The following is a 15390-nucleotide window of genomic DNA, read 5'->3' as shown; positions in this document are numbered from 1 at the left end:
CACTGAGCCACAGGCTCCTCAGCCGCCAGCCGCCAGCCGCCAGCCGCCAGCCGCCAGCCGCCAGCCGCCAGCCGCCAGCCGCCAGCCGCCAGCCCCGACCCGACCCGACCCGTCGGGCCTCGGGCGTGGACCCGCGAGCCGCTGGCCCAAGTGCGCCGCCCCGCCGCCGTCCCGTCCCGCCGTGGTGCCGTCGCGCCGCTCCTTCGGGGGCCTGCGCGCTGCGGTGATCACGGTGGGTTCCGTCGGTGAAGCCTGTCGGTTACCTGAACGTAGTCCGTTCGGCGGAGCAACCGGGCGGCCTGCGGCGTTGGACCCGGTGTGACACCACTGCTGGTGCTGTTCGCCGTCGCCGCCGTGCCGCTGGCGCCGACCGAGGCCGTGCTGATCGCCTGCGGCGTGCTGGCGGCGTCCGGCGAGCTGCCCCTCGGCGCCGTGATCCTGGTCGCGGCCCTGGGGTGCACGGTGGCCGACCTGGTCAACCTCGCCATCGGGCGGGCGCTCGGCGGGCGGGCGCTGGCGCGGTTCGAGCGCAGGGCCGGGTCCCGCGCGGTGCTGGACTGGACCCGCGCGCGGCTGGCGGGGCGGGGCGAGGCGGTCCTGGTGGCGGTGCGGTTCGTGCCCGGCGGCGGGGTGGTGGCGGCGCTGCTGGTGGGCGCGCTGCGCTGGCGGGCGCTGCGGTTCCTGCCGATCGCGGCCGTCGGGTCGCTGCTGTGGAGCGCGTACGTGGGACTGCTGGGGTACTTCGGCGGCACGCTCCTGGAGGACCCGGTGCTGGCCCTGATCGCCTCGCTCGCGGTCGCGACGCTCATCGGGGTGCCCGCGGGCGTGGCGGTGCGGGCCGCGCAGCGCAGGGAGGCGCTGCGCGGGGAAGCGCTGGGGAGCGGCGGACCGGAGCCCCTGGCCGCCTGAACGACCCCCGGACGGCGCCGCGCCCCCCTCGGCCGGTGACCGAGGGGGGCGCGGCGGAGCACGACTAGCGGTTGGCGCGGTTCACGGCCGACACCAGGGCGCGCAGGGAGGCGGCCACGGTGGAGCTGTCGATGCCGACGCCCCACAGGACGCGGTCGCCCACCGAGCACTCCACGTACGAGGCGGCGCGGGCGTCGTCGCCCGAGGACAGGGCGTGCTCGGAGTAGTCCAGCACGCGGACGTCGTAGCCGACCGACGCCAAGGCGTCCACGAACGCGGCGATCGGGCCGTTGCCGGTGCCCGTCACGTCCTGGGCCTCGCCGTCGACCACCAGCACGGCCTTGATGGACTCCGAGCCGGTGCCGTCGCTGGACAGCTCGTGCTTCAGCAGGCGCAGCGGCACGACGCCCTGCAGGTACTCGTCCGCGAAGGCGTCCCAGATCTCCTTCGGGCCCACCTCGCCGCCCTGCGTGTCGGTGACCTCCTGGATCACCCGCGAGAACTCCACCTGCAGCCGCCTCGGCAGGTCCAGGTGGTGCTCGCTCTTCATCACGTACGCCACCCCGCCCTTGCCGGACTGGGAGTTGACCCGGATGACGGCCTCGTAGTTGCGGCCGACGTCCTTCGGGTCGATGGGCAGGTACGGGACCTCCCACGGGTACTCGTCGACGTGCTCGTCGGCGTCCTTCGCGTCCGCCTCCAGCGCCTCGAAGCCCTTCTTGATGGCGTCCTGGTGGCTGCCGGAGAACGCGGTGAACACCAGGTCGCCGCCGTACGGGTGGCGCTCGTGCACGGGCAGCTGGTTGCAGTACTCGACGGTGCGGCGGATCTCGTCGATGTCGGAGAAGTCGATCTGCGGGTCCACGCCCTGGCTGAACATGTTCATGCCCAGCGTCACCAGGCACACGTTGCCGGTGCGCTCGCCGTTGCCGAACAGGCAGCCCTCGATGCGGTCCGCGCCCGCCAGGTAGCCCAGCTCGGCGGCGGCCACGCCGGTGCCCCGGTCGTTGTGCGGGTGCAGCGACAGCACGATCGAGTCACGCCGGGCCAGGTTGCGCGACATCCACTCGATCGAGTCGGCGTACACGTTCGGCGTGGCCATCTCGACGGTCGCGGGCAGGTTGATCACCATCGGCAGCTCGGGGGTGGGCGCGATGATCTCGGAGACCGCGTCGCACACCTCCAGCGCGTAGCTCAGCTCGGTGCCGGTGTAGGACTCGGGCGAGTACTCGTAGCGGAACTCCGTCTCCGGGTACTTCCTCGCCTCCTCCAGCGCGAACCGCGCCGCGTCGGTGGCGATCGCCTTGATCCGGTCGCGGTCGGCGCGGAACACGACCTTGCGCTGGAGCACCGAGGTCGAGTTGTAGAAGTGCACGATCGCCTTGTGCGCGCCGCGCAGCGACTCGTACGTGCGGGTGATCAGCTCCGGGCGGCACTGGGTCAGCACCTGGATGGTGACGTCGTCCGGGACCGCGCCGTCCTCGATGATCTCGCGGACGAAGTCGAAGTCGGTCTGCGAGGCGGCCGGGAAGCCGACCTCGATCTCCTTGTAGCCCATGCGCACCAGCAGGTCGAACATCTTGCGCTTGCGGGCGGGCGACATCGGGTCGATCAGCGCCTGGTTGCCGTCGCGCAGGTCCACCGCGCACCACTGCGGCGCCTGGGTGATCCGCTTGGCGGGCCAGGTGCGGTCGGGCAGGTCGACGGTCTCGACCAGCTCGTGGAACGGGCGGTAGCGGTGCACCGGCATGGACGTGCCGCGCTGCGGGTTCCACGCGGGCTGGCCCTCGGGAGCCGGGCGGGCCGGGGGGCGGATGCGGCTGGCGCCGGTGCTGAACGCGTCGGGCGAGATGGTGCTCATGGGGTCAGGGTCTCCTGCTGCCGGTTCGGGAGGACGACCGGCGGCAACGCTCGGACCCGCGACGGGGGGCCGGTCTGGTCAGACCCCGTCACGGCGGCGAAGCAGGAGGTTGCGCTGCACGCTCACCAGGTTAACCACAACCCCCAGACTGGTGCGAGGGGGAGCCCAGATGGTGGAATTTCACCCCATCGTGTTTCACCGGAACGGGGCTCGGGAATTTCCGTGCCATGTCCAGATGGCGTTCCACCACTCGTGCGAGCAGCGGTAGCTACACCGCTGCCAGGGTGATCAGCGGGGTCGGGGTCGTCTTCGCGGTCATCGAGGTCCTGTTCATCCTCATGGTGCTCCTCGGGGCCGAGTCGACCAACGCGTTCTTCCAGTTCATCTCGCAGCTGGCCAATCCGCTGGCACTGTTCTTCCCCGGTTTGTTCCAGTTCGCCGACGAGAGCGTCGAGCTGATCGTCAACTACGGTCTCGCCGCCGTGTTCTGGCTGGTCGTGACCAGTGTGCTGGCGCGGCTGATCGCTCGTTGACCGAGTTCGCCCGAACCTGGACTCCCGTCACGACGTGGCGGGAGCTTCCGGGGTGAAAGCGGCCTTTCCCCATTCCTGGGAAAACACCGTCTCGGTCAGCGGCTTGCGCTTGCGCGGCCTTTCGTCCTTCGCGCGCAGGTCGTCCGGCAAATCCGAGCCGTCGCCCTCCCGGCCGACCGCGATCACCACCGCGGGGCGCACGTCCTCGGGAATGGAGAACGCTTCCCGCAGCGCTTCGGGGTCGAATCCGCCCATCTGGTGCGCGACCAGTCCGAGGTGCACGGCCTGGAGCACCAGGTTCTGCACCGCGAGGCCGAGGCCGAACTCCGCGTTGGGCAGCGGGCCCTTGGCGTCCGAGGTGGCCAGCGCGGCCACGACCAGCGCGGACGCCGCTCCGGCCCAGCTCCGGTTGCCCCGGCTCAGCGCCGCGAAGACCCGCTCGTGCGCCGGTTCGCCGCGCCTGGCGAGCAGGAACCGGGCGGGCTGGGTGTTCCCGTGTGAGGCTGCCCACCGCGCGGCCTCGAACAGCGAGCGCGCCTCGTCGTCGCCGAGCACCGCGCCCGCGTCGAACGCCCTGGGGCTCCACCGGTCCGCGATCACCCCGGCCAGTCCGAGCCCGTCCTGCCCCGGCTCGTCCTGCCCGGAACCGTCCTGCTCCGCGCCGTTCCGCGCCACAGCCCTCTCCCGCCTTCCCCGTCAGCTCAGATCGCGTACTGCCACGCGGTGATCGAGTAGGCCCCGAACCACGCGCCGAACACCGCCACGCCCGCCAGCACCGACACCACCGTGCCGGTCCTGCGCTTGGCCAGCGACAGCGCGATCGGCAGCAGCAGCGCGAACGCGGGCAGCAGCAGGCGGGCCTTGGAGTTCATCAGCCCGTTCGAGCCAAGGTCCATCACGATCACGCCCACCGCGTACACCACCAGCGGCCACTCCACCCGCCGTCGCACGCACACCACCACCAGCGCGAGCGCGCCCAGCAGCAGCCACACCGTCACCAGTTCCAGCACCGACCTCGGGTTCGCCAGGATCTCCCAGGTGAACTGCCAGGTCGCCGCGCCACCGTCGAACTTGGACCCCCAGCCGCGCTGCTGCACCGCGAACCAGCCGTCCAGCTGCCCGGTGCGCACCGCCACGAACGCGAGGTACCCCAGCATCCCCAGCGGGGCCAGCACCCCGCCGATCCACGGCCGCAGCCCGTCCCGCCGCTGCCACACCGCCACCAGCGCGGCCAGCCCCACCGCCAGCACCAGCGCGCCCGCCGTCGGCCGCACCAGCCCGGCCCCGGCCGCGCACAGCCCGGCCAGCACCCAGCGCCGCTCCACCACGCCCACCAGCGACCACGCGGCCAGCGCGCAGAACAGCGCCTCCGAGTAGGCCATCGACAGCACCACGGCCATCGGCGAGGCGGCGAACAGCGCCACCAGCACCAGCCCGGCCCGCTCCGACCCGCCGCGCACCGCGCGCCCCAGCCGGTGCAGGCCGTACGCGCAGAACACCCCGCTCACCAGGCTCACCGAGAACGCCGCGCCCACCGCCGACACCCCCGGCAGCGCCTCGACCCAGCCCACCAGCAGCGGGTAGCCGGGGAAGAACGCCAGCGGCGTCTCCGCCGAGCGCCTGCCGAACGCGTCCACCAGCGCCGGGGTGACGCCCCCGTACCCGCCCTGCGCGATGGCCAGGAACCACTGCCCGTCCCACGACGTGAGCACCTTCGCCACGTCCTTGTCCCAGTGGGCGGACATCAGCGCGAGCACCAGCACCCCGAGCAGCCTCACCAGCAGGTAGAGCGCCCCCGGCGCGATGACCGGCGCGAACCGGTGCTCCGCCAGGCCGGCCAGGGGGCCGCGCGACGAGGGCGCGCGCTCGGGGGTGTCTGGTCCTGCGTCCACGGTCGGCACGGCGACGAGGGTAGTGCCGGCCACGGCGGGGCCTGTCCACTCAGTGGTCCGGGTAGTCTGCCGGGCGAACAGGGGTTTCCTGACCTGGGAGGAGAACGCGGTGGCGCTCGTCGTCCAGAAGTACGGCGGTTCCTCGGTGGAGAGCGCCGAGCGGATCAAACGGGTGGCCGAGCGGATCGTCGCGACGCGCAAAGCGGGCAACGACGTCGTCGTGGCGGTCTCCGCGATGGGCGACTCGACCGACGAGCTGCTCGACCTCGCCCACCAGGTCGCCCCGGTGCCGCCGGGCCGCGAGCTCGACATGCTGCTCACCGCGGGCGAGCGCATCTCGATGTCCCTGCTGGCCATGGCGATCAGCTCCCTCGGCGCGTCCGCCCGGTCCTACACCGGCTCGCAGGCGGGCGTGATCACCACCGAGGTGCACGGCAAGGCGCGCATCATCGACGTGACGCCCAGCCGCATCCAGGACGCGCTCGCCGAGGGCCACATCGCGATCGTCGCGGGCTTCCAGGGCGTCAGCCAGGGCACCAAGGAGATCACCACGCTCGGCCGGGGCGGCACGGACACCACCGCCGTCGCGCTGGCCGCCGCCCTCAAGGCGGACGTGTGCGAGATCTACACCGACGTGGACGGCGTCTTCACCGCCGACCCGCGCATCGTGCCCAACGCCAAGCGGCTGGAGAGCATCTCCTACGAGGAGATGCTGGAGATGGCCGCCTGCGGCGCCAAGGTGCTGATGCTGCGCTGCGTCGAGTACGCCCGCCGCTACAACGTGCCCGTGCACGTCCGCTCCTCGTTCAGCAACAAGCCGGGGACCACGGTCTCCGGATCAGTGGAGGACCTTCCCGTGGAACAGGCGATGATCACCGGCGTCGCGCACGACCGGTCCGAGGCCAAGGTCACGGTCACGGCGGTGCCCGACCACCCCGGCGTGGCCGCGCGGATCTTCCGCGTCGTCGCCGAGGCCGAGATCGACATCGACATGGTCGTGCAGAACGTCTCGCAGGCCGTCAGCGGTCGCACCGACGTGACGTTCACGCTGCCCAAGGACGACGGCCCCCGCGCGGTGGCCGCCCTGGAGAAGGCGCGCGGCGAGATCGGCTTCGAGAAGGTCATCTACGACGACCACGTGGGCAAGGTGTCGCTGATCGGCGCGGGGATGCGCTCGCACCCCGGCGTCACGGCCACCTTCTGCGAGGCGCTGGCCAGCGCGGGCGTCAACATCGAGATCATCTCCACCTCGGAGATCCGCATCTCGGTCATCTGCAGGGACACCCAGCTCGACGACGCCGTGCGCGCGCTGCACGACGTGTTCGAGCTCGGTGGCGACGAGGAGGCTGTCGTGTACGGGGGTAGCGGCCGATGAGCGGCGGTCCGGTTCTGGCACTGGTCGGCGCGACCGGCGCGGTCGGCACGGTGATGATCTCGATCATCAACAACCGGGAGACCGTGCCGTGGGGTGAGATCCGGCTGATCGCCTCCGCGCGCTCGGCGGGCAAGAAGATCCACGTGCGCGGCGAGGACCTCACCGTCGTCGAGCTGACCCCCGAGGCGTTCGACGGCGTCGACGTCGCCATGTTCGACGTGCCCGACGAGGTGTCCGCGAAGTGGGCGCCGATCGCCGCCGCGCGCGGCGCGGTCGCCGTGGACAACTCCGGCGCGTTCCGCATGGACGACGAGGTGCCGCTGGTGGTGCCCGAGGTCAACGCGGACAAGATCGGCGAGCGGCCCAGGGGGATCATCGCCAACCCCAACTGCACGACCCTGTCGATGATGGCCGCGATCGGCGCGCTGCACCGCGAGTTCGGGCTGCGCGAGCTGGTCGTCGCCTCCTACCAGGCCGCGTCCGGCGGCGGGCAGGCCGCGATCGACCGGCTCCGCGCCGAGGTCGAGGCGGTCTCCGGCAAGCAGGTCGGCGAGCGCGCGGGCGACGTGCGCGAGGTGCTCGACGCGGCGGGCCTGCCGGTGTCCGACTCGCCGTTCCCCGCGCCGCTGGCGCTGAACGTGGTGCCGTGGGCCGGGTCCCTCAAGGACGACGGGTGGACCAGCGAGGAGCTGAAGGTCCGCAACGAGTCCCGCAAGATCCTCGGCATCCCGGACCTGAAGGTCTCGGCGACCTGCGTGCGGGTGCCCGTGGTGACCACGCACTCGCTGGCCGTCCACGCCGTGTTCGAGCGGCCGGTGACCGTCGAGCAGGCGCACAAGATCTTCGAGGAGCAGCCGTCGGTCGTCCTGGTGGACGAGCCGGAGGCCCTGCGCTTCCCGACGCCCGCCGACGTCGTGGGCGGCGACCCGACCTACGTCGGCCGGGTCCGCCAGGCGCTGGACTTCCCGAACGCGCTCGACTTCTTCGTGTGCGGGGACAACCTGCGCAAGGGCGCCGCGCTCAACACCTACGAGATCGCCGAGGAACTGGCGGGCAGGCTGTAGGCGTTGCGCGACAAGGGGGTTGTGCTCGCGGTAGACCTGGGGACGACCGCGACCAAGGTGGTCGCGGTCGACCCCCGAGCACGGGTGCTGCGCTCGACCGAGCGCGGGTACCCGATGCGGACCACGCCGTCCGGGGAGGCCACCCAGGACCCGGACGAGGTGCTCGCCGCCGCGCTGGCGGCGGTGTCCGAGGTGGCGCTGGCCTGCGCCGGTGACGGGCAGGGCGTGCGCGCCCTGGTGCTGACCGGCGCGCTGCACACGCTGCTCGGGCTCGACGGGTCCGGCAGGCCGGTGACCCCGTCGCTGAGCTGGGCCGACCGGCGCGCGGTCGAGCAGGTGGCGCGGCTGCGGGCCGGGGACGGCGTCGCGCTGCACCGGGCCACCGGCACGCCCGTGCACACCATGTCGCCGCTGGTGAAGCTGCGCTGGTTCGCCGAGCACGGCGTTCAGGCGCACCGGTGGTGCGGGCTGAAGGACTACGTGTTCGCCCACCTGACCGGGGTGCTCGCGACCGAGCACTCGTCCGGGTCGGCGACCGGGCTCATGGACCTGCGCGCGCTGGACTGGCACCCCGGCGCGCTCGCGCACGCCCGGGTGCGCGCCGAGCAGCTGCCCGAGCTGCACGCGCCCACCGCCTCGTTCCCGCTGCGCGCGGTCGTCGACGGGGTCGCCCCCGGCACGCCGGTCGTGCTCGGCGGCGGCGACGGGCCGCTGGCCAACCTGGGCGTCGGCGCGATCGTGCCCGGCGTGGCCGCGCTGTCGCTGGGCACCAGCGGCGCGCTGCGCGTGGTGAGCCCCGAGCCCGCCGTGGACGAGCGCGGCCGGGTGTTCTGCTACGCCATCGGCGACGGGCTGTGGACGGTCGGCGGGGCGGTCAGCAACGGCGGCGTGGTCGCCTCCTGGGCGGCCGAGTCGTTCGGGGCCGACGTGGTCGAGCTGCTCGACGAGGCCGCGCGCGTGCCGGTCGGCGCGTCCGGCGTGACGGCGCTGCCGTACCTGCTGGGCGAGCGGGCCCCCTGGTGGGACGCTGACGCGACCTCGGCCGTGGTGGGCCTGCGCCGCGAGCACGGGCGGGCCGAGCTCACCAGGGCGCTCGTGGAGGGCGTCGCGCAGCAGCTGGCGCTGGTGCTGGACGCGGTGCGGTCGGTCGCCGAGGTGCGCCTGGTGCGCGCCACGGGCGGCGCGCTGCGGCACGAGCTGTGGGCGTCGGTGCTGTGCGCCGCGCTCGACGTGCCGCTGGAGATCACCGAGGACACCGGGGGTTCGGCCGTGGGCGCGGCGCTGCTGGCGTGGCGCTCGCTGGGCGAGCTGGACTCGCTGGCGGGGACCGCTGACCTGGTGGTTCCCGAGCGCCGGTACGAACCGGACCCGGCCGCGGCGGCGCACTACGCGGCGGCGCGACCGGGTGTGGAGCGGCTCTACGAAGCGTTGCGAGCGATCTGAGACCTACGCGAGCGCGCTAATTCGGCCGATCTGCTTTAGGCTCAGCCCCGCAGTCACGATCGGGGGAAGCCCGCGCGGTCCGCGTCGTGTCGCCCAGCGACACCGGCCAGGTCTGTGCAGGATCGCGCCCGCGCCCCGGGGTGTTCGACCGGAGCGGTGGCTGTTCGACATGTTTCACGGCAGAGGAGAAGGCAGTGGCAACTGGCAAGGTGAAGTGGTTCAACGCTGAAAAGGGCTTCGGTTTCATCGAGCAGGACGGCGGTGGGCCGGACGTTTTCGTGCACTTCACCGCGATCAACGCTTCGGGTTACCGCTCCCTGGAGGAGAACCAGGCGGTCACGTTCGACGTGGCCAGCGGCCCCAAGGGCCCGCAGGCCGAGAACGTCCAGCCTGCCTGATCCGAGCCGCGCAGGGTGGCCCCGCTTCCGGCGGAGGCCACCCTCGGGTGGTCGGGGCGCTCAGCCCACGACCACCGGCTCGGGCGCCCGGTTCCGGGCGCCCAGCAGCACCACCAGCCCGGCGATCGCCAGCGAGCCCAGCGCCGCCACCGCGAACCCGGCCGACGGCCCCACGCCGTCGATGGCCCACCCGGCCACCGGCTGACCCAGCGCCGACCCGAGCGTGAAGGCCGCGCCCTGCAGCCCCAGCGCCGTCCCGCGCGCCCCCTCCGGGGCCATCGTCGTGATCGCCTCGCCGGTCGCCGTCAGCGTCGGGGCGCACAGGAAGCTCGACAGCGCCAGCGCGGGCCCCAGCAGCCACGGCGACCCGCCCGCGAGCACCAGCGGCAGCGTCAGCACCCCCATCCCGGCCATCAGCGCCCACACCGGCACCGGCCGCTCGAACCCGCCGTACCAGAACCCGCCGACCAGCGACGCCGCGCACATCACCACGATCGCGACCCCGGTCCACTCGGTCAGGCCCTGCGCGCGCATCTGCGCCACCGTCGCGAGCTCCACCCCGGTCAGCAGGAACGTCGCCCCGCCCGCGCTGATCAGCACCCCGACCAGCCGCCGGTCCAGCCACCCGCGCGGGGCCTGCCCGCCGGGCGCCGCGCCACCGGCCCGCAGCGGCGGGTCCACCACCCACAGCAGCAGCCCGGACAGCACCACGGCCGTGCCGATCGCCCACATCGCGGGCCGCCCGGTGAAGTGGGTGCCCAGGAACACGCCGAGCGCAGGGCCCGCCATGAACGCCAGCTCCACCGCCATCGAGTCCAGGGCCAGCGCGGTGCGCCTGCCGCTCTCCGGCACCAGCGCGGTCAGCGCCTGCCTGCCCAGGCTCATCACCGGCAGCGCGGCCAGCGACGACAGGAACGCGGTCACCAGCAGCACCGGGTAGGTCAGCAGCGGCGCGGTGAGCCAGAACAGGGCCTCCACCACGATCGACACGCCGACCACCGCGCGCAGCCCGCGCCCGTCCAGCATCCGCCCCAGCAGCGGCGACCCGATCGCGCTGCCCGCCGTGGCCGCCATGCCGACCAGGCCCGCCGCGCCGTAGCCGTGGTCCAGGGCGAGCAGCACGTGCATGGTCAGCGTCATGCCGACGCCGGTGATCGGTATCCGCGCCAGCAGCACGACCAGCATGGTGGGGACGACTCGCGGGGTGCGCAGCACGGACCGGTAGGCGTTCAGGCTCACCGGGACATCCTCGCTCTCACGCGCAACATCTTTAGCCACTCGCTTTCTTGACTTGCTCCAGAAAAGAGCGTTGGGTGGGTTGTGCCCACCGCGCGGGTGGGAACCCAGGGGGACCGGACCGACCGACGACCGCCAGAGGGAGCGACGAGCACCGTGACCGACGCACGTCCCACCACCAACAACGCGGGAATCCCGATCGCCAGCGACGACCACTCGCTGACCCTCGGCCCCAACGGGCCGATCCTGCTCCAGGACCACTACCTCATCGAGAAGAACGCCCAGTTCAACCGCGAACGCGTCCCCGAACGGGTGGTTCACGCCAAGGGCGGGGGCGCCTTCGGCCACTTCACGACCACCGGCGACGTCTCCCGCTACACCAAGGCCGCCCTGTTCCAGCCCGGCGTGAAGACCGAGGCGCTGCTGCGCTTCTCCACCGTCGCGGGCGAGCTCGGCTCCCCGGACACCTGGCGCGACCCGCGCGGCTTCGCGCTCAAGCTCTACACCAGCCAGGGCAACTACGACCTGGTCGGCAACAACACCCCGGTGTTCTTCCTGCGCGACCCGATCAAGTTCCCCGACTTCATCCGCTCCCAGAAGCGCCGCGTCGACACCGGCCGCCGCGACCACGACATGCAGTGGGACTTCTGGACCCTCCAGCCCGAGACCGCCCACCAGGTCACCTGGCTCATGGGCGACCGGGGCATCCCGCGCACCTGGCGCCACCAGAACGGGTACGGCTCGCACACCTACCTGTGGGAGAACGCCGAGGGCGAGCGGCACTGGGTGAAGTACCACTTCAAGACCGACCAGGGCATCGAGACGCTCACCGCCGACGAGGCCGCCAGGATCGCGGGCGAGGACGCCGACGCGCACCGCGCCGACCTGTGGCACGCCATCGAGCGCGGCGAGTTCCCCTCGTGGACCCTGCACGTGCAGGTCATGCCGTACGAGGACGCCGCGGGCTACCGGTTCAACCCGTTCGACCTGACCAAGGTCTGGCCGCAGGGCGACTACCCGCTGATCGAGGTCGGCAAGCTGGTGCTGGACCGCAACCCGTCCGACCACTTCGCCGAGATCGAGCAGGCCGCGTTCGAGCCCACCAACCTGGTGCCCGGCATCGGGGCCTCCCCGGACAAGATGCTGCTCGGCCGGATCTTCGCCTACCCCGACGCGCACCGGTACCGCATCGGCGCGAACTACGCGCAGCTGCCGGTGAACCGGCCCAAGTCGCGGGTGGACTCGTACGCCAAGGACGGCGCCATGCGCTACGGCAACGCCAGCGACCCGGTCTACGCGCCCAACTCCTACGGCGGCCCGCACGCCTCGGCGGCGGTCGGGTCCGAGGCCACCACCTCCTACGGCGTCGAGGACGCGGTCGTGCGCTCCGCGTACCGGCTGCACCCCGAGGACGACGACTGGGGCCAGGCGGGCACGCTCGTGCGCGAGGTCATGGACGACGCCCAGCGCGACCGGCTGGTCGAGACGGTCGTCGCGCACGCGGGCAACGGGGTGTCCGAGCCCGTGCTGCGCCGCGTCTTCGAGTACTGGCGCAACATCGACAAGGGGGTCGGCGACCGGATCGCCGCCGCCTTCGAGGACCGGTCCTGATCGGACGGCCGCCTGCCGGTGGCGCGGGTCTCACCCCGGTTGATCCAGTCCGGCGCGGGTACTCAGCCGCTGCGGCGCGTGAGCTGCCGCACGACCGGGTAAGGACGCGTGGACGGTGGTGTTGACGCCATTGCGGGGCAACAAGATCCCGCCGTTACCGGCTTGAAGCGGAGCGGTGAGTGCGCGCAGGGCGCTTTTCCCCGTGCGCACTCAGGCCTCCGCTTCTGGGAATGACACCTGACACAGGAGACTCGACTATGAACGTGCTGTACACCGCTGAGGCGATCGCAGTGGGCGACGGGCGCAACGGCGAGGTCCGGTCCTCCGACGGCGTGATCGACGAGCAGCTGGCCATGCCGAAGGAGCTCGGCGGCCCCGGCGGTGACAAGACCAACCCCGAGCAGCTGTTCGCGGCGGGCTACGCGGCCTGCTTCCACAGCGCGCTCAAGCGGGTCGCCGGCCAGGCCAAGGCGGACATCACCGACTCCACGGTCACCGCCAAGGTCGGCATCGGCCCCAACGACCAGGGCGGCTTCGCCCTGACCGTCGAGCTGGCCGTGCACATCCCCGGCGCCGACGAGGCCGCCGCGCACAAGCTCGTCGAGACCGCCCACCAGGTCTGCCCGTACTCCAACGCGACCCGAGGCAACATCGAGGTGGCTCTCACCACCACCGTGTGACGCGCCACCGTGTGAAGGAGGAGCTGGACGCCATGAGCAAGTCCCCGATCACCAGTCCGCTGTCGGACGAGGCCAAGGACGCGGTCGGCCACGTCCTGCAGGCCACCCTCGTGGACCTGGTCGACCTGTCCCTGGTCGCCAAGCAGGCGCACTGGAACGTGGTCGGCAAGAACTTCCGCAGCGTGCACCTCCAGCTCGACGAGCTGGTGACCACCGCGCGGACCTACGCCGACCAGGTGGCCGAGCGCGCCGCCGCCCTGGGCGTCACGCCCAACGGCAAGGCGAGGACCGTCGCGGAGTCCTCCGGGGTGCCGGAGTTCCCGGACGGCTGGCTCAAGGAGGACGACGTCGTCAGCGCCGTCGTCACCACCCTCGCAGCCCTCGTCGCACGGCTGCGCGAGCGCATCGACGAGACCGACAAGCCGGACCCGGTCACCCAGGACCTGCTGATCGAGATCACGAAGCAGCTCGAGGAAGCCCACTGGATGTGGCAGGCACAGCAAGCTTGAGGTGAGTCACGCGGGAGGGCCCGCCCCGGTCACCGGGGCGGGCCCTCCCGCGTGCTCCGGCGGTTCCCCGAAGTCACCAGCGCTTCGCGCGGCTCGCGGCGAACTCGCCCACCTGCCTGCCGACCGTGCGCAGCTGCTCGGCCACCTCGGCGCTGGAGCACTCGCCCGCCTCGTCGAACTTCACCTCGCGGGTGTTCACCGACGCCCCCAGCGGGGTCGGCCAGCCGCGCAGGGCGTGCACGATCGAGCGCAGCGAGGTCAGCGTCGTGACCGAGGCCTGCCAGCCCATCGCGGTCGCCACGCAGCCCACCGCCCGGCCGTCCAGGTACGGGCGCTCGTCCTCGCGCAGGTCCTCCACGTAGTCCAGGGCGTTCTTGACCAGCCCGGACACCGTCCCGTGGTAGCCGGGCGAGACCAGCACCACGCCGTCCGCGACGCGCAGCGCCTCCACCAGCCTGCGGGCGGCCTCCGGGCGGGTCTTCTCGGCCGGGTCGTAGAACGGCAGCACCAGGTCCGGGCCGGACACCTCCACGATCCGCGCGCCGGTCTCCGCCGCACCGGACAGGACCAGGCGCAGCGCGCGCTCGGACGAGGAGTTGGCGCGGAGCGAACCGCCGATGCCCACCACGGTGACCGTCATGCGCCCGATCCTGCCACCTCCAGTTAGGTCGAGGTCCAACCTCTCGCCCTCCGGACCTACCCGCAGGTAGCGTCGGTCACATGCCGAAGCTCGCCGACAGGGTCCCCACCGGAGTGCTGGCCGCAGGGTTGCGCGCCGCGTTCGCCCTGCCCGCCCCGGTCCGCCGACTCCTCACCGGCCCTCCCCGCGTGGTCGACGGCCAGCCCCTCCACCCGGACACCCAGCTGCTGCTGCGGATGCAGGAGCTGTCCGGCACGGGCTGGGCCACCTCGTCCCCGGCCACCAGCCGCGCCTCGCTCCGCCGCACCGCCGCGCTCGTCGAAGGCCCCCGGCTCACCAGGGTCGCCACCAAGCCCGTGCTCGTCTCGGACCACCTCAAGGCGCGGCACTACACCCCGCAGGGGCTGCCCGAGGGCTCCCCGCTGCTGCTGTTCCTGCACGGCGGCGGCTGGGTCAGCGGCGACCTCGACACCCACGACGACCTGTGCCGCCACCTCGCGGCGGGCGCGGGCGTGCGCGTGCTGTCGGTCGACTACCGGCTAGCCCCCGAGCACCGGTTCCCCGCCGCCGCCGACGACGCCGACACCGCCTACCGGTTCGCCGTCGCCAACGCCGAGCGGCTCGGCGCCGACCCCGCCCGCATCGCGCTCGGCGGCGACAGCGCGGGCGGCAACCTGGCCGCGTCGGCCGCGCTCGGCGCCGCGGACGCCGACCACCGGCCCGCGTTCCTGCTGCTGCTCTACCCCTCGCTCGACGCCACCGCCACCGGCGGCTCCCGCGACCTGTTCGCGCGCGGCTTCTTCCTCACCCGGCCCAAGATGGACTGGTTCATGGGCAACTACGCCCCCGACCTGGCCACCCACCGCGACCCCAGGCTGTCGCCGCTGCTCGCCCCCGACCTGTCGGTCATGCCGCCGACCTACGTGGCCACCGCCGGGCTCGACCCGCTGCGCGACGAGGGCGAGGCGTTCGCGGCCAGGCTCGCGGAGAGCGGCGTGCCCGTCGTGCTGCGCAGGCACGAGGGGCTGATCCACGGCTTCGCCAACGCGCTCGGCGTCGGCACGTCCGGGCGGGAGGCCGTCGCGGAGGCGATCGGCGCGCTGCGCACCGGGCTCGCGCTGCGGGGGGCGTGAGCCCGAGGGCTCGAACGCGGGCGCCTGGACGCGGAACGGGCCTGCGGCGAGTCCAGCCGCAGGCCCGTTCCGGTTCAGCCGATCAGGGTGGTCAACCGACCAGGGT

General features: G+C 72.8%; 16 protein-coding genes. 10 read left to right on the top strand and 6 right to left on the bottom strand.

What is annotated here, in order from left to right:
• Positions 1–18: 18 nt before the first annotated feature.
• Positions 19–231 (bottom strand): hypothetical protein, encoded by a 213-nt coding sequence (locus LV78_RS25175; protein WP_253848088.1) that lies wholly within the window; start codon positions 229–231, stop codon positions 19–21.
• 87 nt (positions 232–318) lie between these two features.
• Between LV78_RS25175 and LV78_RS25170 the strand changes: the two genes are divergently transcribed.
• Positions 319–909, top strand: coding sequence for a DedA family protein (locus tag LV78_RS25170; RefSeq protein ID WP_253848087.1), 591 nt, complete (start codon positions 319–321; stop codon positions 907–909).
• Positions 910–973: 64 nt separating this feature from the next.
• Here the strand turns inward: LV78_RS25170 and leuA are convergent, their stop codons facing one another.
• On the bottom strand, positions 974–2770 hold the full coding sequence (leuA, locus tag LV78_RS25165) for a 2-isopropylmalate synthase (RefSeq protein WP_253848086.1): 1797 nt from the start codon (positions 2768–2770) through the stop codon (positions 974–976).
• Between the two features lie 227 nt (positions 2771–2997).
• Here leuA and LV78_RS25160 point away from each other — a divergent pair, with 227 nt between their 5' ends.
• Positions 2998–3303, top strand: a complete 306-nt coding sequence (locus LV78_RS25160) for a hypothetical protein (RefSeq protein ID WP_253848085.1) — start codon at positions 2998–3000, stop codon at positions 3301–3303.
• Positions 3304–3330: 27 nt separating this feature from the next.
• Here LV78_RS25160 and LV78_RS25155 read toward each other — a convergent pair whose 3' ends face one another.
• A complete protein-coding gene (locus LV78_RS25155; RefSeq protein WP_253848084.1) occupies positions 3331–3978 on the bottom strand; it encodes a nitroreductase family protein in 648 nt (215 codons plus the stop codon).
• Positions 3979–4004: 26 nt separating this feature from the next.
• Positions 4005–5228 carry a putative hexosyltransferase gene (locus LV78_RS25150; protein ID WP_372494992.1) on the bottom strand — a complete coding sequence of 408 codons (1224 nt, stop codon included), beginning with the start codon at positions 5226–5228 and terminating at the stop codon, positions 4005–4007.
• A gap of 76 nt (positions 5229–5304) precedes the next feature.
• Here LV78_RS25150 and LV78_RS25145 point away from each other — a divergent pair, with 76 nt between their 5' ends.
• From LV78_RS25145 to LV78_RS25130, 4 genes are all read left to right on the top strand, one after another.
• Entirely contained in the window at positions 5305–6570 is a 1266-nt protein-coding gene (locus LV78_RS25145; RefSeq protein ID WP_012782851.1) for an aspartate kinase, read from the top strand.
• On the top strand, positions 6567–7634 hold the full coding sequence (locus LV78_RS25140; protein ID WP_253848082.1) for an aspartate-semialdehyde dehydrogenase: 1068 nt from the start codon (positions 6567–6569) through the stop codon (positions 7632–7634). The genes LV78_RS25145 and LV78_RS25140 overlap by 4 nt, the downstream gene beginning before the upstream one ends.
• A gap of 3 nt (positions 7635–7637) precedes the next feature.
• Positions 7638–9077 carry a gluconokinase gene (locus LV78_RS25135; RefSeq protein ID WP_253848081.1) on the top strand — a complete coding sequence of 480 codons (1440 nt, stop codon included), beginning with the start codon at positions 7638–7640 and terminating at the stop codon, positions 9075–9077.
• Between the two features lie 194 nt (positions 9078–9271).
• Positions 9272–9475 (top strand): cold-shock protein, encoded by a 204-nt coding sequence (locus LV78_RS25130; protein WP_253848080.1) that lies wholly within the window; start codon positions 9272–9274, stop codon positions 9473–9475.
• A gap of 60 nt (positions 9476–9535) precedes the next feature.
• On the opposite strand, the gene LV78_RS25125 is transcribed toward LV78_RS25130, so the two are convergent.
• Complete coding sequence (locus tag LV78_RS25125; protein ID WP_253848079.1) at positions 9536–10714, bottom strand: MFS transporter; 1179 nt, start codon at positions 10712–10714, stop codon at positions 9536–9538.
• Positions 10715–10867: 153 nt separating this feature from the next.
• Here LV78_RS25125 and LV78_RS25120 point away from each other — a divergent pair, with 153 nt between their 5' ends.
• From LV78_RS25120 to LV78_RS25110, 3 genes are all read left to right on the top strand, one after another.
• Positions 10868–12322: a catalase gene (locus LV78_RS25120; protein ID WP_253848078.1), complete on the top strand. Its 1455-nt coding sequence runs from the start codon at positions 10868–10870 to the stop codon at positions 12320–12322.
• Positions 12323–12579: 257 nt separating this feature from the next.
• A complete protein-coding gene (locus tag LV78_RS25115; RefSeq protein WP_253848077.1) occupies positions 12580–13002 on the top strand; it encodes an organic hydroperoxide resistance protein in 423 nt (140 codons plus the stop codon).
• 32 nt (positions 13003–13034) lie between these two features.
• A complete protein-coding gene (locus LV78_RS25110; protein WP_253848076.1) occupies positions 13035–13511 on the top strand; it encodes a Dps family protein in 477 nt (158 codons plus the stop codon).
• 73 nt (positions 13512–13584) lie between these two features.
• Here the strand turns inward: LV78_RS25110 and LV78_RS25105 are convergent, their stop codons facing one another.
• Entirely contained in the window at positions 13585–14151 is a 567-nt protein-coding gene (locus tag LV78_RS25105; protein WP_253848075.1) for an NADPH-dependent FMN reductase, read from the bottom strand.
• Positions 14152–14231: 80 nt separating this feature from the next.
• Here LV78_RS25105 and LV78_RS25100 point away from each other — a divergent pair, with 80 nt between their 5' ends.
• Complete coding sequence (locus tag LV78_RS25100; RefSeq protein ID WP_253848074.1) at positions 14232–15284, top strand: alpha/beta hydrolase; 1053 nt, start codon at positions 14232–14234, stop codon at positions 15282–15284.
• Positions 15285–15390 lie beyond the last annotated feature (106 nt).

The sequence above is a fragment of the Actinosynnema pretiosum genome, from assembly GCF_024171695.1.
In the GTDB taxonomy this organism is placed as follows: Bacteria; Actinomycetota; Actinomycetes; order Mycobacteriales; family Pseudonocardiaceae; genus Actinosynnema; species Actinosynnema pretiosum.
This window is presented reverse-complemented; position numbering and strand designations above follow the sequence as displayed.